The organism is Gemmatimonadota bacterium, assembly GCA_040388625.1.
Lineage (GTDB): Bacteria > Gemmatimonadota > Gemmatimonadetes > Gemmatimonadales > Gemmatimonadaceae > Fen-1247.
This window is the reverse complement of sequence record JAZKBK010000005.1, coordinates 99,630-123,666: the sequence shown is the minus strand read 5'-3', so window position 1 is coordinate 123,666 and position 24,037 is coordinate 99,630. Positions and strand designations below refer to the sequence as shown.

At 59.9% G+C, this 24,037-nt stretch carries 19 protein-coding genes; 10 read left to right on the top strand and 9 right to left on the bottom strand.

Features of this window, described 5'->3' with window-relative positions; genetic code table 11:
* Nucleotides 1-27: 27 nt before the first annotated feature.
* The 3 genes from V4529_12370 to V4529_12360 form a co-directional block, all read right to left on the bottom strand.
* Nucleotides 28-3,393 (bottom strand): glycoside hydrolase, encoded by a 3,366-nt coding sequence (locus tag V4529_12370; protein ID MES2359118.1) that lies wholly within the window; start codon nt 3,391-3,393, stop codon nt 28-30.
* Between the two features lie 169 nt (nt 3,394-3,562).
* A complete protein-coding gene (locus tag V4529_12365) occupies nt 3,563-4,450 on the bottom strand; it encodes an energy transducer TonB (GenBank protein ID MES2359117.1) in 888 nt (295 codons plus the stop codon).
* 61 nt (nt 4,451-4,511) lie between these two features.
* Nucleotides 4,512-6,362 carry an Ig-like domain-containing protein gene (locus tag V4529_12360; protein ID MES2359116.1) on the bottom strand — a complete coding sequence of 617 codons (1,851 nt, stop codon included), beginning with the start codon at nt 6,360-6,362 and terminating at the stop codon, nt 4,512-4,514.
* A 302-nt stretch (nt 6,363-6,664) separates the two neighbouring features.
* Here V4529_12360 and V4529_12355 point away from each other — a divergent pair, with 302 nt between their 5' ends.
* The gene (locus V4529_12355) at nt 6,665-7,579 is read left to right on the top strand and encodes a hypothetical protein (GenBank protein MES2359115.1); all 915 of its coding nucleotides are present in this window, start codon (nt 6,665-6,667) and stop codon (nt 7,577-7,579) included.
* Between the two features lie 100 nt (nt 7,580-7,679).
* Here V4529_12355 and V4529_12350 read toward each other — a convergent pair whose 3' ends face one another.
* Nucleotides 7,680-8,405: a DUF981 family protein gene (locus tag V4529_12350; GenBank protein ID MES2359114.1), complete on the bottom strand. Its 726-nt coding sequence runs from the start codon at nt 8,403-8,405 to the stop codon at nt 7,680-7,682.
* Nucleotides 8,406-8,613: 208 nt separating this feature from the next.
* On the opposite strand from V4529_12350, the gene V4529_12345 reads away from it, so the two are divergent.
* Both V4529_12345 and V4529_12340 read left to right on the top strand, forming a co-directional pair.
* Nucleotides 8,614-9,786, top strand: coding sequence for a Fic family protein (locus V4529_12345; GenBank protein MES2359113.1), 1,173 nt, complete (start codon nt 8,614-8,616; stop codon nt 9,784-9,786).
* A 376-nt stretch (nt 9,787-10,162) separates the two neighbouring features.
* Nucleotides 10,163-10,783, top strand: a complete 621-nt coding sequence (locus V4529_12340; GenBank protein ID MES2359112.1) for an NYN domain-containing protein — start codon at nt 10,163-10,165, stop codon at nt 10,781-10,783.
* Between the two features lie 216 nt (nt 10,784-10,999).
* Here the strand turns inward: V4529_12340 and ettA are convergent, their stop codons facing one another.
* The gene (gene ettA, locus V4529_12335) at nt 11,000-12,676 is read right to left on the bottom strand and encodes an energy-dependent translational throttle protein EttA (protein ID MES2359111.1); all 1,677 of its coding nucleotides are present in this window, start codon (nt 12,674-12,676) and stop codon (nt 11,000-11,002) included.
* A gap of 141 nt (nt 12,677-12,817) precedes the next feature.
* Here ettA and V4529_12330 point away from each other — a divergent pair, with 141 nt between their 5' ends.
* Complete coding sequence (locus V4529_12330) at nt 12,818-13,360, top strand: GNAT family N-acetyltransferase (GenBank protein MES2359110.1); 543 nt, start codon at nt 12,818-12,820, stop codon at nt 13,358-13,360.
* Nucleotides 13,361-13,684: 324 nt separating this feature from the next.
* Here V4529_12330 and V4529_12325 read toward each other — a convergent pair whose 3' ends face one another.
* Nucleotides 13,685-14,026 carry a tRNA-binding protein gene (locus V4529_12325; GenBank protein ID MES2359109.1) on the bottom strand — a complete coding sequence of 114 codons (342 nt, stop codon included), beginning with the start codon at nt 14,024-14,026 and terminating at the stop codon, nt 13,685-13,687.
* Between the two features lie 148 nt (nt 14,027-14,174).
* On the opposite strand from V4529_12325, the gene V4529_12320 reads away from it, so the two are divergent.
* The 6 genes from V4529_12320 to V4529_12295 all read left to right on the top strand — a co-directional run bounded on the left by V4529_12320 (nt 14,175) and on the right by V4529_12295 (nt 20,826).
* Nucleotides 14,175-15,995, top strand: coding sequence for a CIA30 family protein (locus V4529_12320; protein MES2359108.1), 1,821 nt, complete (start codon nt 14,175-14,177; stop codon nt 15,993-15,995).
* Complete coding sequence (locus tag V4529_12315; protein ID MES2359107.1) at nt 15,992-16,903, top strand: ABC transporter ATP-binding protein; 912 nt, start codon at nt 15,992-15,994, stop codon at nt 16,901-16,903. The genes V4529_12320 and V4529_12315 overlap by 4 nt, the downstream gene beginning before the upstream one ends.
* A complete protein-coding gene (locus V4529_12310) occupies nt 16,900-17,724 on the top strand; it encodes an ABC transporter permease (protein MES2359106.1) in 825 nt (274 codons plus the stop codon). Before V4529_12315 ends, V4529_12310 begins: the two co-directional genes overlap by 4 nt.
* A gap of 6 nt (nt 17,725-17,730) precedes the next feature.
* The gene (locus V4529_12305) at nt 17,731-18,873 is read left to right on the top strand and encodes a sensor histidine kinase (protein ID MES2359105.1); all 1,143 of its coding nucleotides are present in this window, start codon (nt 17,731-17,733) and stop codon (nt 18,871-18,873) included.
* Nucleotides 18,870-19,475: a response regulator transcription factor gene (locus V4529_12300; protein ID MES2359104.1), complete on the top strand. Its 606-nt coding sequence runs from the start codon at nt 18,870-18,872 to the stop codon at nt 19,473-19,475. Before V4529_12305 ends, V4529_12300 begins: the two co-directional genes overlap by 4 nt.
* 130 nt (nt 19,476-19,605) lie before the next feature.
* On the top strand, nt 19,606-20,826 hold the full coding sequence (locus V4529_12295) for an MFS transporter (protein ID MES2359103.1): 1,221 nt from the start codon (nt 19,606-19,608) through the stop codon (nt 20,824-20,826).
* Here V4529_12295 and V4529_12290 read toward each other — a convergent pair.
* From V4529_12290 to V4529_12280, 3 genes are all read right to left on the bottom strand, one after another.
* Nucleotides 20,823-21,869 carry a prenyltransferase gene (locus V4529_12290; protein MES2359102.1) on the bottom strand — a complete coding sequence of 349 codons (1,047 nt, stop codon included), beginning with the start codon at nt 21,867-21,869 and terminating at the stop codon, nt 20,823-20,825. The two genes, V4529_12295 and V4529_12290, sit on opposite strands and share 4 nt — an antisense overlap.
* Before the next feature lie 806 nt (nt 21,870-22,675).
* On the bottom strand, nt 22,676-23,014 hold the full coding sequence (locus V4529_12285; GenBank protein ID MES2359101.1) for a hypothetical protein: 339 nt from the start codon (nt 23,012-23,014) through the stop codon (nt 22,676-22,678).
* Between the two features lie 671 nt (nt 23,015-23,685).
* Nucleotides 23,686-24,024, bottom strand: coding sequence for a hypothetical protein (locus V4529_12280; GenBank protein ID MES2359100.1), 339 nt, complete (start codon nt 24,022-24,024; stop codon nt 23,686-23,688).
* Nucleotides 24,025-24,037 lie beyond the last annotated feature (13 nt).

The following is a 24,037-nucleotide window of genomic DNA, read 5'->3' as shown; positions in this document are numbered from 1 at the left end:
TGTCGTGGCCGGTGTCGCCTACAACGCCTACCCTTCGTTCTCCTTCTCATTCACGTTCCCATTTTCATCACTCGGCAACGCCGCTGGCAGCCTGAGCGCCGGCAGCGTCAGCGCCGGTTGACCCTTCGTCTTCAGCAGCGCGTTGAACGACGACAGCCCAGTCGTCTTGAGCGTATTCCAGTGCGCCATCGCCGCAGCAGCCTGCACTCTGGCCCGTGCGCACGCAGCGATCTGTGCCGCCGTGGGTGCCGTCTCTGCGGCCTGCATCGACAATGATGCCGCCAACGCTGCACTGCTCGCTGCGTTGAGTGTGACAGAAGGACGACCGCCGCCACGTCCAAAGAACCGTCGACCGCCGCGCGCCTCGTCCGGCGCAACCGAATCGAGTTCCGTCTTGAACGCACCGTCGACATTCTGCTCCTTCACAAGCTGACCGACCTTCTCTCCCAGGTCGTGCGCCTGCCCGTACGCCATGCGCGTCGTGCGCGCTAGCTCGTACATCTCGAGCGACAGCTTGGTGTTCTCCGCAAGCGCAGACGGCGACGTCTTCACGCGCGGATCGAGACGCACAGTCAACGGCTGCGTGTAGCTCTTGCCCGCAACGGTGAGACGCACGGTGTACTGACCCGGCGGCGCCCACGGCGAGCTCGGCGACGGCGAGCTGCGATTCGGAACCGCACCCGTAGCATCGACTCCGCCGCGCTCCGTGGCGAGCGGCTGGTATCTCATGTTCCAGCTGATGCGATGCATGCCGGCACTCGTCGGCATGGACTTGATGCGCGATGGCCAGTACAACGGCACGTCGCAATCCGGCGACTCCGGATTCGCCTTGCAGACCTTGTCGTAGGCAGCACGATCCACTCCCGGATCGGGATCGCGCTTGAGCTCACTCGTGTAGGTGCGCACCACCTTGTTGCTCGCATCCAGTATGTCGATCGTCACCGGACCGGACACGTTCGACGACAGATAGTAGTCGATGATGGCGCCGTTCGGCGGATTCTCTCCCGCGGGAAGCTCCGGTGGCCATGGCGTCGGATCGTTGGTCGCGAGACGAATACGCAATGCCGTCTGCGGCTTGAACAGGTATGCACCATTGGCGCTGCGAGCCTCCGCAGCCTGGCGCAACGGTGTCACATCATCGAGAATGTAGAAGCCGCGCCCGTGCGTTCCCGCGATGAGATCGGAGCACATGCAGATGCTGTCGTCCTTGATCTGTATGTCGCGCACCGACACGGCGGGCATGTCCAGCCTGAGCGACTGCCAGTGATCACCGTCGTCGAACGACACCCACACCTGAGTTTCCGTCGACGCGTACAGCAATCCCTTCTTGTGCGGATCCTCACGGATGGAATTCGTAGCAGCGCCGGGCGCGATACCGTTGTCGATCTCGGTCCACGTCTTGCCACCATCATGCGTGCGCCAGAGATGCGGATTGAGGTCGTCGATACGCATAGTATTCGCCGCAGCGTACGCGGTCTGTGTATCGAAGTGACCCGCATCGATGTTGAAGATGCGCGTCCACGGCTTGATCTGAGCAGGCGTGACGTTGGTCCACTTGGCGCCACCGTTCGTAGTCACCTGGATGTTGCCGTCGTCGGTTCCCGCCCAGATCACGTTCACGTCCCGCGGCGACGCGGAGAGCGCAGTGATGCTTCCCTGTGGTGCCGGCTTCACGCTGCTGGAATACTTTCCGACTGTGGCCGGCACGGCCCACGTCTGACGCGCGAGATCGGGACTGATGCGCGTCCAGCTGTGCGCCTGATCGGTCGACTTCCACACGACGTTCGACGTATAGAAGAGAACGTTGTGATTCACCGGCGACCACATGATCGGCATCGTACGCACGTTGCGACCGAACTCGGTGCCTCGTGCTTCCGCGTCGGGGCCCACGTTTGTCGTCTGGCCGGTCCTGCGATTGTACAGTGAGATGTTGGTGCGCTGGCTTCCGAAAACGAGATCCGGATCCTTGGGATCGCTCGCCGCCACGCCGTATTCCTGAATGTTCACCGGATGCCAGTCGTGGAACGTGATCTCGCCATCCATCGATCTACTGTCCACGCAAGCGGAGCCGGAATCCTGCTGGCCGCCGCACACGCGATACGGGAATGCGTCATCCGTCGACACGTGATACATCGCAGCCGTCGGCTGATTGTACCAGTTGCTCCACGACACGCCGCGATTGCCCGAAACGATCGCGCCCTGATCCGCGACTACGAGCAGAATGTTCGTATCGTTCGGGTTTACCCATGCCTTCTGATAATCATCGCCGCCCGGTGCACCGCGCACTGCGCTCCATGTGACACCTCCATCTTCAGTGCGCCAGAACACCGTCGATGCACTGTAGACGACGTTCGGATTTTTTGGATCTACTGCGATTGTCGGAAGGTCACCACCGCCGATGCGCACGAGTGGACGCGGATCCAGCACCGCGTTCGACGATGCTCCTGGATTGTTCGCATCTCGCGCTGCAAGTGTCCAGTGCTCGCCTGCGTCGGTCGACTTGTAGAAGCCAATCGTTCCAGTCGTTCCACCGCGAGCTGGTGTTGCGGACCCGGATGTGCCTGCCACCATCGCATAGATAGTGCTCGGCGCGCTCATCGAGACACCGAGATTCGCTTCGATCACCCCTGCGGGAAGTCCATTCGTGAGCTGCTTCCACGTAGTGCCGCCATCGGTCGACTTGAAGATTCCCCCTTCCGTGCCGCCGAACTCCGCGCCTTCGATGTAACTCTGTTGCTGCTGCCAGAGTGCAGCGTAAACGATGTTCGGATTCTTTGGATCGATGCGAACATCATTGCCGCTCACGTACTCGTCCTTGTAAAGCACCTTCTCGAAAGTCTTGCCGCCATCAGTCGAGCGGAATATTCCGCGCTCCGCATTCGGACCGTAAGGATGTCCGAGCACCGCGACGAACAACCGGTTGGGATTCGTAGGATCGACCTCGATGTTCGCGATCATCTGACTGTCGCGGAGACCCAGATGCGTCCACGTCTTGCCAGCGTCGGTCGACTTGTACATGCCGTCGCCGACCGAGAGATCCGGTCGGATGATTCCGGCGCCAGTCCCCACATAGATGATGTTCGGATCCGAAGGCGCGACAGCTATGGCACCGATCGATCCCGTTGGTTCGCTATCGAACAGAGGCACCCAGTTAGAGCCGTAATCTGTGGACCGCCAGACACCGCCGTTGTCGTACCCGACATAGAAGACATTCGGTTGGCTGGCCACCCCCGAGAGCGCCCGGGCGCGCCCCGCGCGCGTCGGCCCGATCTCACGCCAGTGCATCTCGGCGTAGAGGGCATCGGTGGACTGAGCGCTGGCGACGGAGTTGGCGACAGATGTGAGCGCCGCCATACCAATGGCGGCGATGGTGATCAAGCGAGAGATCGACATTCGAAATGGGCCTTCTGAAAAGGAAACTGGACTGAGACTGGAAATTCTAGCTGCGAAAATACTCGCCGAATAAAGTACGCGTTAGCCGTCGTCGCGGTTGCTACCGACGCGGAAGAATGGAGAGAGCGAGTCAGGCTCGGACGAGTAGCCGGCCGAGACGGTTGGCAGCCTACGGCTGGACGCTGAAGCTGAACGTCTCACTCACGCGTGACCGAACCGGCCTACCGTTGGCCTGGGCCGGAGCAAACCGCATTGTGGCAAGCTTGCGTTTTGCCGGGTCGACGAATTCCGGAGCAGTAGCTCGTACTACCCGGACCGCGTCCATTTCTGCGTTCCCGTTGGCATCGACCACGAAACTGAGGACGACATCACCAGGAATACCGGCCTTGCGCATCGATTCCGGGTATTGAATCCGATCACCGTTGTAAACGACCTGCACGTTCCTGTCGAGCTCGTCTGGTCGATAAACTCCATCTGTCGGCGTCAATGGCGTGTCGTTCGCGAACGCGGCTGCACCTACGCGTGGTTCCGGGTCGGTGCAGAATTGCGATGAATGGTACTCGAGTGGCCCCAGACGCGTCGAACCCAGCGCGGCGGAGTTCTTCCCGCCGATACGGAAGGGAAGAGTCAACAGTGAAGTTTTCTTCCACCACTGAACGATTCTGCCGTTCCGCACTGTCTCGGCTTCGATCCAGTACGTGCCACCAGGAATCGAGTCAAAGACAAAGTGGCCCAGCGAGTCCGCCTGCACCATTGCATGTGGGAGTTGCGCGATCGAGTGCAGCAGAGCCAGATCGCGCGTGACCGCCGCACTTGCAGGAATGGCCGAGCCAGTATCGTTCAGCGTCTCGCGCGCGGTGGTCCAGGATGTCATGTCGGTCCTGTACGCCGTGCATGCCGAATTCATCACGCTCTTTACGGCAGCGATCTCAGGCCAGAGGTACACAGTCGCGCCGGAAGCGTGAACGATTCTGCCACTGTCTGCCTCCGTCCAGATGTCACCAGTGAATTTGTGCGTCTGCGCCGACGCAACTGGCGCAGATACGAATTGCGCCATTAACGCCGCAAAGCAAGCGAGACAAGTCGCGCATTTCATTTTGCGTTTCGCGAGGCTGACACTATGGCGTCTGTCCCGACACCTGAGTCGGCGTAGTGACACCGAGATCATTGCCCACTCCAATCCCGAGTGCGCCGTGATAGTCACCTCCCCAGCAGTAGGCGGTTCCATCTGATATTCCGCACAGCTGACCAGTCGTGAAGGAGATCGACGAGAACTGTCGCCCCGTCTGGACTTTGGTCGGAGTCGGTGTGCAATCACTGTAGTTTGGACAGCTCAGATTCGGAACACCGACTACTGACCCAACATAGCCCCAGCAGTAGATGTCGCCGGCGCTGGTCAATCCGCAGAAACCTCGGTCGTGAGCGCTGAGCTGCTTGAACGCCGGCGCACCGGGAACCTGAGCGGGAACCGTGTCAGCAACAGAACTGCCATTTCCAAGTTGCTCGAAATCGTTGCTGCCCCAGCAATAAGCCGTACCACCTGAATCGAGACCGCACGTGGCGTCCGACGCGCCTGCCAGAGTCGTGAACCGTAACGAAGTATTGACCGGCACGGGTGACGGAGAGCACGTGGTCGCGATCGTCGTACTTCCGCTTGATGTATAGGTGGTCGAGTTACACGCGACGGTTGCTGCGGCGACGCCGAGACGACCCTGCAGATCCATTCCCCAGCAATAGGCCTTGCCGGAAGGATCGAGCGCACATGTATGAAGTGATCCTAGTGCGTAGCTGTGGAACGTGATGTTGCTGTCGACCAACGCGGGTTTCAACACTGACGTCTGATACAGGTTCGCGGAGCCTATCTGGCCAACGCCATTACCACCCCAGCAATACGATTGTCCCGTCTTGGTAGTGCCGCAGGTTGCATTAGGCCCCCGCTGAACTTCGACGAATGAAAGGCCACCTGCAACTGCAGTCATCGGTTCCAGCTGTAGTGACTCGCTACCATTTCCATTCGCTCCGAAAACATTACTTCCCCAGCAGACCGCCGTTCCGTCAGTGCGCAAGGCACAACCGCCGATGTTCGCAACTGATATCGACTTGAGATCCAGATCGGCTTTGACCGGCCATGGTTTGATCGCGTTCTGCCCTTCTGGAACCCCCACAGGCACGAGTTGTTCAGCCGCGTTATCACCCCAACAGTACGGATATCCTTCAACTGACAATCCACACGTCGTATTTGCATCCATGGTGAAGCTGGCGAAGCGAATGCCGCGTGACGTGAAGCTGCTCGTTACCTCTGGAACGGAGTCGGCTGCTATCGACAACACGACTGGCCCCATAGTCAAGGGGAGCCGCACGCGCGTGCTCGCCGTCCCATCTGCTCCGGTTGTACCCGTCACCGCCGTAACTCCACCAGTGTCCACGCTGAATCGGACATTCACGCCAGGTGTCGCGTTACCGTATTGATCCCTCACGGATACTTGAATCGGCGTAACAAGCGTCGCTCCGTACGGCCCGTTCTGCGCATCGCCAGATACGATCTTGATAACCGCTGCTCGGCCGGGCAACGCCGTAACACTCAGCGTTGTGTTCACCACCGTACCATCGACCGTCGCCGATGCCGTCAGATGCTGCGTCGTTGCAACAGTCCCGATCATCCATACGCCCGCGGATGCGACTCCGGAGTTATCGGTTTTTGCGCTCGGCGTCGAGACGCTGCCCGCGCCGCTGTCCGGTGTGAACGTGACCGTGATGCCAGCTGGATGCCCGCCGTGACTATCGGTCAACGTCACTGACGGACTAACGGGTGTTGCTGTGGCCACGACGACGGATTGGTTCGCGCCGGCCTGGACTGTGAGCGCCGGAGGCACTGTCGGTGCCACCGAGTCGCTTCCACCGCAGCCAAAGGTTATGACAAGCGCTACAAGCGCGCTCGCCCGGTAGAAAGAATCGCGTGAATATCGCATGGAGAGCAATACTGCGATTCACTGGAACTTCCGTCAATACAACAAAGTGTTACACCTTCGGCGTTTCGCAAGCCATACATCATTGGCTCGGCTCGAACCTGAACCTCATCTGGACCAGCTGCCTTACCTTCTGACCGTTCCTTTCCGCCGGACTTACAGGAGGCCGATGCGCGACCCAGGTACCTCAAGCTTGTATCAACTGAAAGTGCTACATTGGCGAGCGGGGATTTCCCACTGGATATTGCTGGTGTTGGTAGCTTCGGAATCACGTTCGCTTATTTGGTCCGACACTTTCACTCATCATGCAACACACACGAAGTCCGAATGACATCGTCTGGCTTGCAGTCACCGCGTGCATCGCTCTGTCGACACCCGAACTTTTCGCGCAGTCTCCCGACAAGAGTCCAATCACGCACGCGCCATCGTGTCTGGACACGGTCTCCATAGTCCCGTCGATTCCGAGCATCGTTTACTTGAGAGCCACCATCAAGGAGCCAGCCGATTCCGGCGTTGGACAAATGGCGGACCTGTTTGCGCAGTCGGTATCGCTGCACGTGCGCGGTCTTCTCAACGCTAAAGGCGACACGCTTCCGCCGGGTGAGCCACTCATCACCTGGCACAGGATCGAGTCCCACATTTCCCTCGCCGTCACCACCTATCGCAACGCCGCTCCCGTCTTTCAGCTGATATCACCGCATACCGACTCCGCTGCAGCAGCAATATTGCTCACTGCTGTGCACAGGACCCTGGACGAAGGCGAAGGACCATCCTGGCCTGAGGGCACGCCCGGCGATTCCTTGACATTCGGTCTCAGCGTCGAGTTGACGGATCCCGGCAAGATTCAACTGTCACATTCCGGCCGCTTTGCATCTCCCATGTTCTCCGTCCTCTTTCCACCGGAAGTACCAGCAAGAATGAAGGCTGGCTCCGGACCCGATTACCCGCTCACCGAACGGCGTGCCGGAATCACTGCCGTCGTGATAGCAGAGTTCCGGATCGACACGACCGGTCACGTGATCCCCGGATCGGTCAGGGAAGTTTGGGCATCACGGCAAAAGCGGCCGACCGGACAATTGCTCGCCGCCTACAATGACTTCCTGAACTCCGTCATGCGCTGGTTGCCGAACGCTGAGTTCGAACCCGCGCGCATTGGAGGATGCAGCGTGCAGCAGTTTGTCCAGGAGCCTTTCAGCTTCGAGTTGACGGGAAGACAGTAAGGTGACGATCAGCAACACGTCTCCGATTAATCACCCGTTTAACGTTCGGAGTTCGTATTACTCGCAGGCATCCGAGAGAACGATCTCGTAACGCCACTCTTCACCCCATCGTGTGAACGATCAACCCGATGTGCGTGAAGAAGTTGAGCGCGCCAAACAGGAAGAACGCCACACCGCCAAGCACCCAGCACCACCCGGTGATTCGCTGTGTGACAGTATCAGCAGAACCGTGCGCGAAACCACGCAGCGCAAACGGAAACAGTAGAGCGCCGATTCCCACGAGACCGAACAGGCCCGACATGAATATCGCCTCGATCCACGGATAGCCAGCAAACATTCCGGAGATCGGCTCTTGGGGAGGCGCTGCGAACAATTTGAATACGAGACCAGCCATGGCGATTGCACACAGCGCCAGGCCCATTCCGAAAATGAAAAGCGACACAGGTCTCGCTACCCGCGCCAGATACCGGGCCGGATCACCGCTGGCGATTACAGTCGATCCACGACTCCACAGATAGAACGTGGCGGCAAGCAACAGCACGCCGAACGCAAAACTGGTCTCACCGAAGATGATGTTGTCGTACGGAAAGTATTTTGCGAACGGCCACGTCAACGTCATGTGAATCCCCGTGATCGCGAGAATGAATCCCGGCACCGCAAACGCAAGCGCCCACGATTCCAGATGCACGTCAGTCTCGTGTTTGAGCTCGCGCGCGAAGTACACGAGGGAAATCAGTCCGCTTCCCGCCGCAACAGCCATGATCGTGTTGTACGTCGGCATCTGAGTCCAGTCGATCACCAGCCCACCAGCCGCCTGCATCAGCATAGCCCCTCCCCATGACGTGGCCGTTACTCACGCACCCCCGTGACCGGCAACTACCATTCCCGGTCGCCACCCCCCCCCCGAGGAAGATGGTATATCAAATTGTGCTGACTATTTGACATTAGTCGGCAAGTTATGTCAGATTGAAATCAAATACATGGTATGTCAAATACTGGCTTATATTTGATATACCAGGACTCGTAATGTCAAGATGACCCGGATTTCACTCATGGACGTCAAGGATTTCAAGTCGGGCCGCTCGGAACAGCAGTACCAGTATCGAAGCTTCCTGCCGACCACCATCGACAAAGAGTGGACTGTTTCTGACCCCCAGACGCTGACCCTCCTGGAAGATGCCAGCCGCCTCCTGGGCGAGCTCAGCACTTATTCGCGTATCGTTCCCGGCGTCGACTTCTTCATTCACATGCACCTCCTGAAAGAAGCGACCACGTCGAGTCGGATCGAGGGTACCCAGACCAACATGGAGGAGGCACTCCTCGACGCGAACGACATCGATCCGGAACGTCGCGACGACTGGGTGGAAGTACAGAACTACACGGCGGCGATTGGCTTCGCCATCGAGCGCCTGCAGACCATGCCTCTCTCCAACAGGCTGCTACGCGACACGCACGCGGTATTGATGCGAGGCGTGCGTGGCAGGAACAAACAGCCCGGAGAGTTCCGCAGAAGCCAGAACTGGATCGGCACGAGCCTCAAGAACGCGACCTTTGTACCGCCGCATCAGGATCACGTGCCTGAGCTGATGAGCGATCTCGAGAAGTTCATGCACGACGACGACATCCATGTGCCGCATCTGATCAGAATCGCGATCATTCACTACCAGTTCGAAACGATTCACCCATTTCTGGACGGGAATGGGCGTCTTGGGCGTCTCATGATCGCGCTCTACATGGCGAACTTCGGCCTGCTCGCGAAGCCTGCCCTGTACCTGTCCGACTTCTTCGAGCGCCACAAGTCCGAGTACTACGACGCGCTCATGTCCGTACGCAGCACGAGCAAGCTTCTCCCGTGGCTACAGTTCTTCCTGACCGGCGTGCACGAAACCTCGGCGTCATCCATCCAGGTATTTCGCGACATAACCACGCTCAAGGAAAGGATCGAGCGCGAGAAGCTCCCAACGTTTCATCCTCGCCGGCAAGCTCATGCGCAAGCGTTGATGCAGAATCTGTATCAACGACCGATGATCACGATCAAGGAAGCCACGGCATCCCTTGGCGTCCAGACCAATACCGCCGCCGCACTCATCACCGACTTCGTACGCCTTGGCATCCTGCGTGAGCTCACCGGACAGAAGCGCAACAGACAGTTCATGTTTGACGAATATGTGCGGCTGTTCATGCGTGGATCGGAAGAGAGCGAATAGCGGCCCGGCTCCGGACGGAGGCGATGTACGCAACCTACCCCCGCACCAACGCCTTCCCTCCGTCTGACTCGTTACACCTCATCACGCCTGTCCCTGGATTACGGCCACTTATGTGTGAATCGATCCTTGCTCTTTCACTCCTGGCAAGTCCAGTCCACTAAATATGGTGTCCTTGAAACCGGCAGCAGCTCATCTGTGCAATCTTCACCCGCTGTTTACACCCGACCGTCAGTGCGCGAAAGTGCCCACCCGCGTGCAGCAAGAAGACTTGACGCATTGAGCCCGCCAACCCTATCTTTAATCTCAACCCCCCCTGCCTCTTCGGCGGCAGGGCGCGAAGCCGCCGAAAGGCGGCTTCTGCTTTTCAAGGGGGAATATGCGTCAGCGCGCGTACGTGTATGTCGATGGGTTCAACTTGTACAACCGGTGCCTCAAGCGCACTCCGTATAAGTGGCTCGACCTCGTAGCTCTAGCTCGGCATCTGCTACCGGGAGCGAACGCTGTGAAGGTGAAGTACTTCACCGCGCGAATTTCGTCGAGGCCCGACGATCCCGAACAACGGACTCGCCAACAAAGCTATCTGCGCGCGTTGATGACGTTACCGGAAGTCGAGATATACTTCGGTCATTTCCTTTCGCACGCCACTTCCGCCATCAATCTGGATCCTCCGCCAAGATGGATCAGATACATGAAGACGGAAGAGAAGGGCTCCGACGTGAACATCGCAACTCAACTGCTCTGTGATGCGTACGAGGACAAGTTCGACGCTGCAGGAGTCATCTCAAGCGATTCTGATCTAGTGATGCCGATAGACGTTGTCGCGCATCGCCTGCATCTGCCTGTCGGTGTGCTGAGTCCCAGGATTCCGGTTCCGGTGAAACTCCGTGAGACAGCATCGTTCGTGAAGGTCATCCGACCAGGCGTGCTTGGCGCAAGCCAGTTTCCGGATACAATCACAGACATGACGGGGACACTGGTCAAGCCTCGTGGCTGGTAACCACGAGGCTTGACCGCCGATACGTCACTGCCGCAGAGGCAGGATGGTCGCGTCCTGCGAAATACCCACAAGTACAAGCTCACACGACGACCAATGCCACCAGAAGCAATGAACGCGAACGTTGGCTCACCGTGGAGCACAATTCTACAGCGCACGCTTGATGGCGTCGAGCAAGCTCAAACTGTCGACGCGGTACTGGCTACAGCGAGCGAATACCTACCCCCGCACCAACGCCTTGTACTTGATCCTCTTCGGCTGATCCGCATCTATGCCTTTGCGCCGATGCAGATCCGCCTCGTACTCCTTGTAGTTCCCCTCAAACCACACCACCTCGCTATTCCCCTCGAACGCCAGCATGTGCGTCGCAATTCGATCCAGAAACCACCGATCGTGCGAGATCACCACCGCACATCCCGCGAAGTCGATCAGCGCATCTTCCAGCGCGCGCAACGTATCCACGTCGAGATCGTTCGTCGGCTCGTCCAGCAGCAACAGATTCCCGCCCGCCTTCAATACCTTCGCGAGCTGCAACCGATTCCGCTCGCCGCCTGACAGATCGCCGACCTTCTTCTGCTGATCCGTCCCCTTGAAGTTGAACGTCGACAAATATGCGCGCGCATTCATCTCGCGCTTACCGACCTGAATCAGATCGTGCCCCTGACTCACCTCGTCGTACACCGACTTGGTTCCGTCAAGTGCGCGCTCCTGATCCGCGTACGCAAGCACAACCGTGTCTCCGATCGTCAACGATCCCGCGTCCGGCTTCTCGGTCCCCTCGATCATCCGGAACATCGTCGTCTTTCCCGCGCCGTTCGGCCCGATGACGCCGACGATCCCGCCGCGCGGCAGCGAGAACGTGAGATCGTCGTACAACAACTTGTCGCCGTAGCCTTTCTTCAATCCCTTCGCGATCACTACGTCGTTGCCAAGCCTGGGCGGTGGCGGAATCACTATCTCGTGCGACATCGTCTTCTCGGCCGTGTCCGCTTCAGCCAGTTCCTCGTATCGCTTCACGCGCGCCTGGCTCTTCGCCTGCCTCGCGCGCGGCGCCATCCTCACCCACTCCAGCTCACGCTCGAGAGTGCGCTGACGCGCTGATTCCGATTTCTCTTCCAGCTGCAGGCGCGCGCGCTTCTGCTCCAGCCACGACGTGTAGTTCCCTTCATATGGTATTCCCGCGCCGCGATCCAGCTCCAGGATCCACTGCGCGACATTATCCAGGAAGTAACGATCGTGCGTGATGGCGACGACCGTTCCCTTGAAGTCCGCGAGATGCCGCTCCAGCCACGCAACCGATTCAGCATCCAGGTGATTCGTCGGCTCGTCGAGCAGCAACATGTCAGGCTGCTCCAGCAACACGCGACACAACGCTACACGACGCTTCTCACCGCCCGATAGATTCGTCACCGCAGCATCACCGGGCGGCAGTCTCAGCGCGTCCATCGCGATCTCGATCGTGCGATCCAGCTCCCACGCATTCGCCGCGTCGATCTGCTCCTGCACGCGCCCTTGCTGCTCCAGCAGCTTGTTCATCTCATCATCGCTCATCGGCTCGGCGAACTTCATCGAGATCTCCTCGAACTTCGTGAGAAGATCCCGCGTCGACTTCACCCCTTCCTCGACGTTCTCGCGCACGTTCTTTGTGGGGTCCAGCTGCGGCTCCTGGGGGAGATAGCCGATCCGCGTCCCCGCGTGCGCCCACGCCTCGCCCTGAAAATCCTGATCGACGCCGGCCATGATACGCAGCAACGACGACTTGCCGGCGCCGTTCGCGCCGAGCACGCCGATCTTTGCGCCAGGATAGAATGAAAGCCAGATTCCCTTCAGTATCTCGCGCGAAGGTGGAACTACCTTCCGGAGATCCTTCATGACATATATGAACTGTGGTGCCACGGAACGCCTCGAAAACTGTGATACTCTATAAGAATGACATGCGTGTCCGGTACATCTCTCCGGCACACCGTCTCCAAATGTAGCCTGCCATTGCATGCCGAAACCAAACCACACTCCCAGTGCGCCTCGGCGGTGTCGCGGGTGACGCCACGCGCCCCGACGACTGTTCTGGAAACCGACCGGCTCGTCCTCCGTCACTTCACCACCGACGACGCCGGTTTCATCCTCGAGCTCGTCAACGATCCGTCGTTCATCGCGAATATCGGCGACCGGGGCATCCGAACCCGCGACGATGCGGTCGCCTATCTGCTCAACGGGCCAATCGCGAGCTACGAGCGCCACGGCCACGGCCTTTACCTGGTGGCTCTCAAGACCACCTTCGTCCCGATCGGGATCTGCGGACTCCTCAGGCGGGCCCAGTTCGAGGACGCCGACCTTGGCTACGCCTTCCTCCCCGACTTCTGGTACCAGGGGTTCGCCACCGAGTCGGCGATCGCGATGCTGGAATTCGCCCGCACCACACTCAAGGCGCCGCGCACCCTGGCCCTGGTCTCGCCCGACAACGCGCGCTCCATCAAGCTGCTCGAGAAGATTGGCTTCTCCTTCATCGAGCTGCGTCAGATGAAGCCAGAAGGCCTGCCAACGGCAATCTACACCTACCCTCCCGAAAGCCCGCGCGCCTGATTCGGCATCGAATCCTTACCAATTCGATCGACTCCCATCGGCTTCAGTGGTGTGCATCCTGCACGGTGCGATTCTGACGCTCAAACCAGGATAGGCACCCCAAATGGCACTCGAGCTCCACCCCAGAATCTCTAGAGTAAAACGCCAGACTGCCATCGAACAAACGTCCGATCTACTCAAGGCCTACCTCGAGCACTGGCCCGATCCATTCGCTCCCAGCGATGAGACCGGAGGCCCCGACCAATCCGAAAGCCGAAGCCAGGATCTCGCAGCGGGCTTTCTGATTCCGCAGCAACGATCCGCGTAGGACACACCCTCCGCTCACTAGGAAATCCGCGTTCCCACGGGAACGTCCATATCAGGCACCAGGAGCACCACATCACTCGGTGTGGTGCACGCCCCGAGGACCAGTACTTCGGAGATGAAAGGCCCGATCTGACGCGGCGGAAAGTTCACCACCGCGACCACCAACCGCCCCACCAGCTCGTCCGGCGTGTAATGAGCAGTCAACTGTGCGCTCGACCTCCGCACGCCCAACTCCCCAAAATCGATACGCAGCTTGATCGCTGGCTTACGCGCTTCCGGAAACGGTTCCGCTGACAGAACGCGCCCCACACGCAGATCGGCCGCAAAAAACTCGTCGGGAGTAATCGTTGGTGTCGTCATGGTTGCTAAAACTTACGCGGTCCACATGACAGTTGTCACGTCATCCAGGTGACACGCTCCACTACCAGCACATTCCGCTATCCGAGATACTCCTTGTGCCGCCACGTCCTCGGCGGTTCCACATCAGGACCAATCGGAGCGTACGACAATGCGTGCACCGCTTCCATATCAGATCGTCATCGCGAGCTTGATCAGTCTCGCTTCACCACATCCCGCAGCCGCGCAATCCGAGCGCGATGCAACTCTCTTTCACCACGTCCGCGTATTCGACGGATCGAAAACACTCGGCGAGCGTGATGTACTGATCAGCGATGGAAAAATATCCGCCATCGCGTCACACATTCCAACACCGTCAGGCGCAACTGTCATCGACGGCACCGGGGCAACACTACTGCCGGGTCTCATAGACTCGCACACCCACGCATTCGGTGATGCGCTGCAACAGGCGCTCGTGTTCGGTGTAACGACCGAGCTCGACATGTTCACGGATCCGGGTCTCGCCGCCAGCATGCGCGCAGAGCAGAAGAAGGGAAACGTAGCAGACCGCGCTGACCTCTACTCCGCAGGCATCCTCGCCACTGCTCCCGCTGGACACGGCACCGAGTATGGCGTGCAGGTCCCCACCATCACGTCACCGGATTCCGCACAGGCCTGGGTCGATGCGCGCATCGCCGAAGGATCGGACTACATCAAGATCATAATCGACGACGGATCGACGTATGGCAGACACATCCCGACTCTGTCCGCTCCAATCGTCGCTGCCCTCGTCAGGGCTGCACACGCACGTGGCAAGCTTGCGGTCGCACACATCGGCTCACTCGCCGACGCACGAATGGCAATCGACGCAGGAGTCGACGGGCTCGAGCACCTGTTCATCGATCGCGCGCCTGATCCGGAGTTCGGACGATTCGTCGCATCGCATCACGCATTCGTCACACCGACTCTCACCGTTCTCGAGAGCATCGCCGATAGCTCCGGCGTCGCGGCGCTCGCGCGCGACCCGCGCCTGTCGCCATACCTCTCGGCGAGTAGCCGCGCAATGATCGACGCATCGTTCCCGTTCCCGAAGAGTGCGCGTGCAGCGATGAATTTCGCATTCGCAGAAGCTACGGTAAGGCAGTTGCTTGCAGCGAATGTGCCGATTCTCGCCGGTACCGACGCCTCCAATCCCGGTACCGCGCACGGGATCGCGCTGCATCGCGAGCTCGAGCTGCTCGTGCGCGCGGGTCGCACTCCACCACAGGCACTCGCCGCCGCCACGAGCGTTCCCGCACGCATCTTCTCCCTCGCGGATCGTGGCACCATTGCGGTCGGCAAGCGAGCGGATCTTCTCTTGGTCGCCGGCGACCCGACAACCGACATCACCGCAACGCGTGACATCAAGGGAATATGGAAAGGCGGCGTGAAGTACGATCGCATCCCCGCACCACCTCCACCGCCGGCATCGACCCGTGCAACACCGAATGGATCTGTCGTCGGCATGGTGAGCAACTTCGACGACGGTACAACAAAGGCATCGTTCGGACTGGGATGGATCGTCAGCACCGATCAGCTCGCCGGTGGCAAATCAACAGCCGCCATGAAGGTCGTCGATGGCGGCGCCAACGGAACGGCAAAATCGCTCGAGACCACTGGCACAGTCGCACCAGGCCTGCAATACGCATGGGCCGGCCCGATGTTCATGCCCGGCATCCAGGCAATGGCGCCGGCAGATCTGTCATCCGCCAAATCATTGCACTTCTGGGCGAAAGGCGACGGCCACACGTACCACGTAATGCTGTTCGCCAAGAGCAAGGGGTTCATGCCGCTCTCTGTTGACTTCGTCGCCGGACCGGAATGGAAGGAATACGCATTCCCATTCACCGCGTTCGAGGGAATCGACGGTCACGACGTGATGGGCATCGCCTTCACCGCCGGACCGACTCCAGGCCCGTTCAGCCTGCGAATCGACGAGGTGAGCTTCAAATGACACAAACAACTTCAGCCGCACGCCTGTCATCGGTATCCAAGACCTACGACGATAAAGTCGCGCTGCGCGACGTCTCGCTCGACATCGATCCGGGTGGCGTAGTCGCTCTGCTCGGCCCCAACGGCGCTGGCAAGACAACAACCGTCAAGCTGCTGCTCGGCCTTGCGGCACCCACATCGGGCTCCGTAACACTATTCGGCGGCGATCCACGACGCTCGTCCACACGCCAGCGCATCGGCGCGATGCTGCAGGTTGGCAAGGTTCCCGAAACACTGCGAGTATCCGAGCACATCGATCTCTTTCGCACCTACTACCCGAACCCGATGCCGACAGCCGAAATATTCGCGGCCGCGGGTCTCGATGGACTTGGCGATCGCAGGTTCGGCGATCTGTCCGGGGGTCAGCGTCAGCGTGTGCTGTTCGCGCTCGCAATCTGCGGCGATCCCGACATGCTGTTTCTCGACGAGCCAACGCTGGGCTTCGACGTGGAGACGCGCAGAAGTTTCTGGGAGCAGATCCGCGCATTCGTGTCGCGCGGTCGTACAATCCTCCTCACGACGCACTACATGGAAGAGGCCGACGCCCTCGCCGATCGCATCGTCGTGATAGATCACGGATCGATCATCGCCGATGGAACACCGGCTGCGATCAAGCAACGAGTCTCGGGGCGCAAGATCCATTGCACGACAAGGTTGAGCGAGGAAGAACTCCGCGCCATTCCTGGCGTTACGCAGCTGCGCTACGATCATGGCAACACGGATCTCGTCGTGACGAACGCCGAGTCCGTTGCGCGAGAGCTGTTGTGGGCCGACGAGTCGCTGGCCGATCTCGAAATATCCGCCATCCAGCTCGAGGAAGCGTTCCTCGCGCTCACACAATCGATCACGCAACCGCGGGAGATGGCATGACCAGCGCAACACTTGCAACCCGGCCGTCTTCCCACGACACCGTCACCTCCGTTCCGCGTTTCCGGTCCATCCTTATCTATCTCGCAGAAACAAAGTACGAGCTTCGGAAGCAAACCAGGATGCCGGCGTTCATGATCCCGACTATCGGATTTCCGATCATGTTCTACGTCCTGTTCGGGCTCGTGATGCAGCACGGGAGCAAGAATTCGGAGATGATCGCGACATACATGCTCGCGACGTACGGTGCGTTCGGTGTGATAAGCATCGCCCTCTTTGCGCTCGGCGTCGGCGTCGCAGTCGAGCGGGGACAGGGATGGTTGGCGGTCAAGAAGGCCAGTCCGATGCCGCTGCCGGCATACTTCACCGCCAAATATCTGACGACGCTCGCGATCGGAGCGGTCCTGATGCTCCTCATGTGCGCAATCGGAGCGGTGTTCGGACATGTGAGAATGTCTGCGGCGCAGTGGACGATGCTGATCGTTTCCGAGACGCTCGGCGCGATCCCGTTCTGCGCCATGGGCCTCGCGATCGGGTATCTCGCAGGCCCCAACTCGGCTGCGCCGGTCGTCAATATTCTCTATCTGCCAATGGCATTTCTATCAGGCCTCTTCATTCCCGCGGAAATGCTGCCCAAATTACTGCAGGGATTCGCGGTAGCTTTCCCGCCCTACCACCTCGCACGGCTTGCGCTGGAGGCGGTGGGCATCGAGCCTGCGTCACACGCACTGGGACACATTGCAGCACTCATTGGATTCGGCGCGCTGTTCACTGTCATCGCCGTCATCGGCTACCGCCGCGATGAAGGCAAGACCTACGGCTGACGCATGTTGAGCGGCGCGCCGTCCTCGCGTTTCAGGGTCCTCCCGCGCGATCCCGAAATCGGCTGGACCCCGTTCGCGTGGTTGATCTACTACCCCGTGCTGTTCATGTGGCCCGCGCTCTCGCACGCCAGCACTGGAGTCTGGATCGCCACGATTGCTGGCGGCATTCTATTCCTGCCGCTGTATTTCCGCGGGTTCTGGTGCCGAGGCAACCGTGAGATGTACTGGATAATCGCGAGCATCGGTATCATCGGTCTCGTACTTACCCCGGTCAATCCTGGCGCACCGGTGCTCACGGTCTACGCGGCGTCTTTCGCCGGCAACCTGCGGCCGGCGCGACGTGCGACGCAGGGCATTCTGGTCGTGGTCGCGACAGCGCTGATCGAAGCGATAGTTCTGCATCTTCCGCCCTGGACATGGGGCTGGCAGGTGGGGATCAGCGCTGTCGTTGGCTTCAGCAACAGTCACTTCGCAAGAGTCCGCGAGACCAATAGGCGACTCCGTCGCGCGAACGAGGAGATCGGACATCTTGCCAAACTCGCCGAACGAGAGCGGATCGCCCGCGACCTGCACGATCTGCTTGGCCACACGCTATCTCTCATAACGCTCAAGGCATCGCTCGCGTCGCGCCTCGCCGATCGCGATCCGGCGCGCGCTGCGATCGAGATTCGAGACGTCGAGCGCATTTCGCGGGATGCGCTTTCGGAAGTGAGGGCAGCGGTCGCCGGCTATCGCGATTCCGGGTTGGCCAGCGAGATTTCAAGTGCAGAATCGATGCTTAAGGCCGGCGGTATGGAGATGCGCGCGAACATCGAGCCCGTACAGCTCTCTCCTGCGGAAGAAGCTGTTCTTTCGCTCGTTCTCCGGGAGGCAGTGACCAACGTCGTCCGCCATGCAAATGCAACGCGTTGCGACATCGCGCTCATCGGTGTGAATGCTGTGCGAACGTTCTCCATTTATGACGACGGGATTGGCAAGCAGGCGCCGGATGGCAACGGAGTGACCGGAATGCGCGAGCGTGTAACATCGGTCGGCGGCCACATCTCCGTCGAGTCGGTTAATGGAACGCGGATTCTCGTGACGCTCGCATCGATCGCACCCGCGCAACCCGACGCTGCGCCTGGCGCGCGACTCGCCGTGCCGGCATGACAATCCGTGTGATTGTCGCCGAGGATCAGGGGATGGTGCTCGGCGCGCTATCCGCGTTGCTCGAGATCGAGCCTGATATTCATGTCGTCGCGCGTGCTCGCGACGGACGTGAGGCCGTATCACTCGTGGTCGAACATGCACCAGACGTGCTCCTGACCGATATCGAGATGCCGCATCTCACCGGTCTCGAAGTAGCGGCCGAGCTCAAGCGACTCAAATCGTCGACGCGGGTCGTGATTCTTACTACGTTCGCACGCGCTGGTTATCTGCGTCGCGCGCTGGAAGCTGGCGCCAGCGGATATCTGTTGAAGGACAGCCCGCCGGAGATGCTGGCGAGCGCTGTGCGCCGTGTCCACGCTGGACTTCGCGCGGTGGATCCCGATCTTGCCGCCGAGGCGTGGAGCGCACCTGATCCGCTCACTGATCGGGAGAGACAGGCGTTACGGTTTGCCGGCGAAGGAAAGACCAGCGCCGAGATAGCATCGATGCTCTGCCTGTCGGAGGGAACCGTGCGCAATTATCTGTCGGAGGCGATGTCGAAACTGGGCGCATCGACGAGGGTGGAAGCAGCTCGGATAGCGAGAGAGAAGGGCTGGCTGTAGCACGGATCGCTCCTGCGGACGAGCGCAGACCCGTCCATTGGATTGCGGCGGAGCCGCTGGTCAGCCAGTTTCCTCCTTCATGGTCTCACCGAATTTGTTCGCGCGATCTGTACCTGCTGGTGATGGCGCAGTGCGCGCCCCGTCCGTGACACTTCCAGCTGACACGCATCCATCGCGCTGGCGCATGCTCGTGCTGCTTGCGTGCGCTGAGCTGCTCGGCATGTCGCTCTGGTTCGCCGCGAGTGCGGTGTCGGCACAGTATCGCACGTTGTGGGACCTCAGCGCATCGCAGTCGGGGTGGCTGACTACGATCGTTCAGCTCGGCTTCGTAGTCGGCACCGCGGTGCTCGCGACGCTCAACGTGGTCGACATCGTACCAGCCGGCCGCCTGTTCGCCGCCGGCGCATTGGTTGGATCGGCGTCGAATGCTGCGCTGCTTCTCGCACCGGGATTTCGTACCGCGCTTGCGTGTCGCATGCTCACCGGTATCGCACTCGCCGCCGTCTATCCGCCAGCGATGAAGATGATCTCCACCTGGTTTCGCGCGCGCCGCGGACTCGCTGTCGGAGCGATAGTAGGCGCGCTGACAGTTGGAAAGGCGACGCCCTATCTCGTGCATGCAATTCCCGGCGCTGGAATCCGCCCTGTGGTTCTCACCGCGTCTGTTGCCGCACTCCTTGCAGCGGCGCTCGTGACATTCGGATATCGCGACGGACCGTATCCGTTTCCGCCGCGCCCGTTCTCATGGAGGCTCGTTGCCGACATCATGCGCGAGCCGTGTTTCCGGCTCGCGACAGGTGGATATCTGGGTCACATGTGGGAGCTGTACGCAGCGTGGACGTGGCTGCCCTTATTCATCTCGGCGAGCATCATCGCGCACCAGGGTCACGCAGGTGGTGCGACGTCCATTGCGTCCGCGGTATCGTTTGCCGCGCTCGCGATCGGTGGAGCGGGATGCATCTGGGGTGGTCTGGTCGCGGACCGACGCGGGCGCGAGTGGCTTGTAACGGTTGCGATGACGATGAGCGGCTTGTGTGCGCTGCTTATCGGACTCACCTTCGGCATGACGTTGTGGCTTGTCGTTCCAGTTGCGCTCGTGTGGGGCTTTTTCGTGATCGCGGACAGCGCGCAGTTCTCGGTACTCGTTACGGAAAGTGTCCCGCCTCACGCTGTGGGGACTGCGCTTACCGTGCAGACGTCACTTGGATTTCTGTTGACGATGGTGACGATTCAGGGAATTCCGCACATGGCGCAGTTAGTGAGTTGGCGCTGGGCGTTCGCCATGCTCGCTATTGGACCTGCGTTCGGAATATGGAGTATACGGAAACTGGCGCGGATGGTCGGCGATTAGCGCGCGAGAAAGGTTGCGAACAGCGCGCCTGCGCCGAGGCCTGCGATGTACAGCCAGCCGAACGCGCGATTGTGCACCAGGCACATCCGATGATACCATAGCGGCCAACCAACGTAGCCAGCCGGCGCTTCGGCCGGTGCCGGTCGCGACATCACGCGGAGCGCACGCATCGCGCGCGGGGCCGCAAACACCACCAGCAGGGCGAATGGCGTCAGCGCGTGCATGATGACCGCGATTACGATCACAACGTACATGCCAACCAGCACCGATTGATTCAACAATCGCGCGCGACGCTCGCCAAGCAGGACCGGCAGCGTCCGCTGCTCCTGCGACGAGTCGAAGCCGCGCTGATCGATGTGCTTTCCAATGAGAATCGACGCGACGCCGAGCCCGTATGGTACGGATGCGAGAAACGCGGCCGCCGACCACTGTCCGGTGATCACGTAGTAGCCGCCTCCGATCATCAGCGGTCCCCATACGACGAACGCAGCTGCCTCACCGAGCCCGAGCTCCTTCAATGCTTTCGGGGCGGCGTCGTATGCATAGAGCAGCAGTGCGCCTGCGATTACCAGTCCAAGTGCATTCCGTCCGCGCAACGTGACGAAGTAAACCGCAATCGCCGCTGCTATGGCGGAGAGAATGACGAGCCCGGTGATCAGCAGCCGCGGTGTCACTGCCCCGCTTGCGATCGGATGCAGGGTGTAGCGTCGGCGCGGCGAGTCAGCCGTGTCGTGTCCTCTGCGATATCCAAAATAATCGTTGGACAGGTTGCTGATCGCGTGGAGCACCACGTAGCCAACGAGCACCAGCACGAACGGAATGGGCTCGAAGCCGCCGGCGATCACGGCAAGCAGTCCGGCGATCAAAGCAGCCTGTGCGGAGATCACCAGGATGACGCTGCGCGACGCGTAGAGGAACCGCGTTACCGGATCCAGGTGGGAGAATTCTTCGGCCATCGCCGGATAGAAACCCGTGAACGCGTGCACCCATGCAAATGGTCCGCGCTGTGGTTGTTTGCCGACTGGCGGAGCTGTATCAGTCATTCGTGAATCTTCCATGTGTGGCGGAACGCATCGGCTCGAGCACGAATCGCCGGACCCAGCTCCGAACCACGCCGCGCAAAGATCGATCGATCAGCGCATCTGGCATATTAAACCCGATCTCCACTTCGACGGTGTATCGCGTTCCTTCAGTGACTGTATCAAATCTATTGATAAATGTTGCATCGATGCGGGGTTCGGGGGCAGGATTCTAACTTCCTAATTTCAGTCGTCTGTGAAGATGCATCGCGCCAGGGGTGAAATCACTCGACGTCGCACCTGAAGACATCGATGATCTCCAGAACGCCAAGGCCGGTTGATCGTTGCGGAAAGGATCGGAATGTACGCTGAAAGTCGGCGCTGTTTGATATTTGCAAGTGATGCCGCTACACGAAGAGCGCGGACGGTCTCAAGATTGGTCGGCCGTGCCGGGAGCTGGCGCACGCCCCCGACGATAGCTGAATGCTCGTCCGCAGCATTGGGCCGTGGCTACACGGAGGGTAATGAAGCTCGGAGATCCGGACAGGATCGTAATGATCCGCCAAGAAATACACAGCTCGCTCCCGAATCATCCGCATGGGCGACAGAGGTCCTGTGATCCGGCCATCTCACGAAGCACCAATTCACACTCGGCCTACTGCTGCTCACCACTCCCGAGGTTCTGCGATGCAAACAGCGCACGACGCCCAGGACTATACACGACCCGCCGCCGCACGGTGAGGTCGCACTTATGTTGCAGACGCGCAGAAGTCAGAAAGCACGACTGCGGCAGTAACGAGACATCCACTACTGCCGCAGTCGTCGACCAATTATCCGCCTAGCTTTTTGAGCCAGCCCTGTGCTGCATCACGAGTCAATCGTTGCGTCAATGACGGGTTGGCAAGCTGGTAAATCATTTCACGCAGGTCCAGATGATCGTCGATACCGATGTCATCGCGTCCCTCAATTGCATTGGCCCACGCTTCGATATCTGGTGCAGAGAGCTGACCGGCTTCGTATCTCCTTAGAACGGATGTGGCATCGCCAACGGAGAACTGAACCACGGGTATCTCGACATCCCATGGGAGTTGCTGCAGTTCGGCCATGATCTCCTGAATTGGATCGTCGAAGTCGATCAAGGATCGAAGCAAGCTAGCACGGTCTTTCATGGCGGCCTTGCTGTTGAGGGTAGATGGTGGTGTTCCGAATCTTGTCTTTCACATGAACATCATTGCCAGCGGGATCGACCGTAGTCTTGGTAAATTCCAACGTCTTTCCAGAAGCGTCAACCTGCCTCTCGTATACGGCCTTACTTCCGGGAACTCGCCCAGAGACTTCAGACTGGAATGCTTTGCTGCCATTAGGAAGAGTGCGGATCGTCTCCGATACCAGGGTGTCGAGGGACACTCGTGCACGGTGTGCTGTTCGCTGTGCGCGAGTCGCAGTCGCCTCCGAGTCCATGACAGCATCGAGAGTCGCGGTCACGCCGAGCTGCACCGAGCTGTTTGATAACCGATGTCGCGAGAAGGAGCAAATGCAGTACGCGGTGATCGGGCGCGGATCCGTCGGATGATTCGAGGCGCGGGCACAGGCTCCCAGCGACATCCCGCAGCCTTCTCCATAAGACTTGATCGCGCTCGGATCGCCGCCACGGACGTGGCTCACCCCGGCTGAGGACCAACACCCCCGCGTGCATCCTGCGTGCCTCCGAATTGAGACCTGATGGCGCTAGGGGATCGTAGTGATGCAAGACGGCCAAACAGCCGTAGAACTGTCTTCTGTTTGGAACGAGAGCCGCATGAGCGAATCCCTCATGCGGCTCTCACCTGATAACGTGGCGCTACTGTGTGCCGAATTCGCTTAGCGCGAAGGCGATCAGCTCCGCATCATCCACTTCCGCGGGAACGTCCCGCCACGGCCCTACGCTGCCGTTGTACTCAGCGAGTGCTTGTTCTCGCGCCTCCTCAATGCTCTGGTGCCAGGTGTCGCCGCCCGATTCGCCTTCCTCGGTGTAACGATCGAGAAAGACTCCCCCCTTACTCTGTCTGATCACGAGAACCCGTGGCCAGGGCATCTCTTCCGGAGAATCCTGCTCATTCGTCAGTTCGGCCGGAAGCCCTTTGAAGTGTCTCGCCGCCGGGTGGATGTCCGCTGGCTGAATCAGTGTGACGTATCGCATTTGTCCTCTTGCA